Origin of the sequence: Streptomyces sp. CBMA123 (assembly GCF_014596465.1) — a bacterium.
GTDB lineage: Bacteria > Actinomycetota > Actinomycetes > Streptomycetales > Streptomycetaceae > Kitasatospora.
In genome coordinates this window covers 1-1,653 of record NZ_MECK01000467.1, presented here as the reverse complement: position 1 = coordinate 1,653, position 1,653 = coordinate 1, and the positions used below count along the sequence as shown (strand labels likewise).

Annotated in this window: 3 protein-coding genes; 1 reads left to right on the top strand and 2 read right to left on the bottom strand. The window is 70.7% G+C overall.

What is annotated here, in order from left to right; genetic code table 11:
- Positions 1–136: acyl-CoA dehydrogenase family protein (locus BG452_RS34305; RefSeq protein ID WP_188308255.1), on the bottom strand; the 136-nt coding region annotated here is incomplete at its 3' end.
- 216 nt (positions 137–352) lie between these two features.
- Between BG452_RS34305 and BG452_RS34300 the strand changes: the two genes are divergently transcribed.
- Positions 353–787 carry a hypothetical protein gene (locus BG452_RS34300; RefSeq protein WP_188308254.1) on the top strand — a complete coding sequence of 145 codons (435 nt, stop codon included), beginning with the start codon at positions 353–355 and terminating at the stop codon, positions 785–787.
- 126 nt (positions 788–913) lie between these two features.
- Here the strand turns inward: BG452_RS34300 and BG452_RS34295 are convergent.
- Positions 914–1,653 (bottom strand): electron transfer flavoprotein subunit alpha/FixB family protein (locus BG452_RS34295; protein WP_188308253.1); only part of this gene is annotated, 740 nt, incomplete at its 5' end.

The window sequence follows — 1,653 nt, the reverse complement described above, 5'->3', positions numbered from 1 at the left end:
CCTCCTGCGGGAACCGCCCCTGCTCGTCCACCTCCGCCGCGAACGGAGCGATCTTCGCCTCGGCCAGCGAACGCACCGCCTCACGGAGCATCTGGTGCTCCTCGGAGATACGGAAGAGATCGAAGTCCTGGCTCATGATCGCCACTCCTGTTTCACGACGGTACTCAGTACCCTTCATTATGCACGCGCGCGGCAAAAAGGGAACTCAGTGCCTTCACAGGACGGCACTGAGTTCCCTATCCTTTTCTTGCCGAACTACGGCCGAACTACCGCCGCACCACTGCCGTACTTCCGCCGTACTTCTGCCGTACTACCGCCGACGGAGCCGGTCCGAGCGCAGGGAGATGACAGCGTGGTCCACTCAGCCATCGATGCCGACACCCGGAGTACGACGCTGTACTTCCAGCGCTGTACCTGGTGCAACAACCCGACCTTCCAGCGGCTGCTCTGCCCCACCTGCGGCTCCACCGAACTGCGGCTGGAGCCCAGCGAGGGCACCGGCGTCGTCCGGCGCTGCGCGGTCGAGCAGGCCCGGACGCCGCTGGTCCGCCAGAAGTCGCTGATCCGGATGGCGGAGGGGTTCGACGTCTGGTGCATCGTGGACGGGATGCGCAGCACCGTCCCGGTCGGCACCCGGGTGCGGCTGTTCTCCTCCCCCGACTCCGACCAGCCCGAGCTGCGGCTGCTTCCGATGGAGGAGCCGCCGAAGGAGCAGGACGTCGAGCCGCGCCCGCTGCCGCCGGCCAAGGGCGGGTTCACCCAGCACCTCGCCGCCTTCACCGAGTAGCCGGCGCCGTCCAGCCGGTCCGGACGGTTCGTACGGGCCGTCCGGACCGCGGCCGGAAACGACGGAGGGCGTGGCACTCGGTACCGGGGGTACCGAGTGCCACGCCCTCCGCGCTGCTCCGGGGGATCAGCCCTTGCGGGACTTCACCTCGGCGGTGAGCTGCGGCAGCACCTCGAAGAGGTCGCCGACCACGCCGTAGTCGGCCAGCTCGAAGATCGGGGCCTCCGGGTCCTTGTTGACGGCCACGATGGTCTTCGAGGTCTGCATGCCGGCCCGGTGCTGGATGGCGCCGGAGATGCCGTTGGCGACGTACAGCTGCGGGGAGACCTGCTTGCCGGTCTGGCCGACCTGCGAGCTGTGCGGGTACCAGCCGGCGTCGACGGCGGCGCGCGAGGCACCGACCGCCGCGTCCAGCGCGTCGGCGAGCTCCTCGACCACGCCGAAGCCCTCGGCCGCACCGACACCGCGACCGCCGGAGACCACGATGGCGGCCTCGGTCAGCTCGGGGCGGCCGGTCGAGACGCGCGGGGTGCGCGAGGTGACCTTGGCGGCGTTGCCGGTGAACTCCACCGACACGTTCTCCACGGCGCCGGCGGCCGCGGCGACCTCCGGGGCGACGGCGTTCGGCTTGACCGTGATGACCGGCACGCCGTTGCTGACGCGGGAGTCGACGGTGTACGAGGCGGCGAAGACCGACTGGGTGGCGACCGGGCCCTGGTCGCCGGCGCGGACGTCCACCGCGTCGGTGATGATGCCGGAGCCGAGGCGCAGCGCGACGCGGGCGGCGACCTCCTTGCCCTCGCCGGAGGACGTCACCAGGACGGCGGCCGCGTCGTTGGCCTTGGCGATCTGGGCCAGGGCGTCCA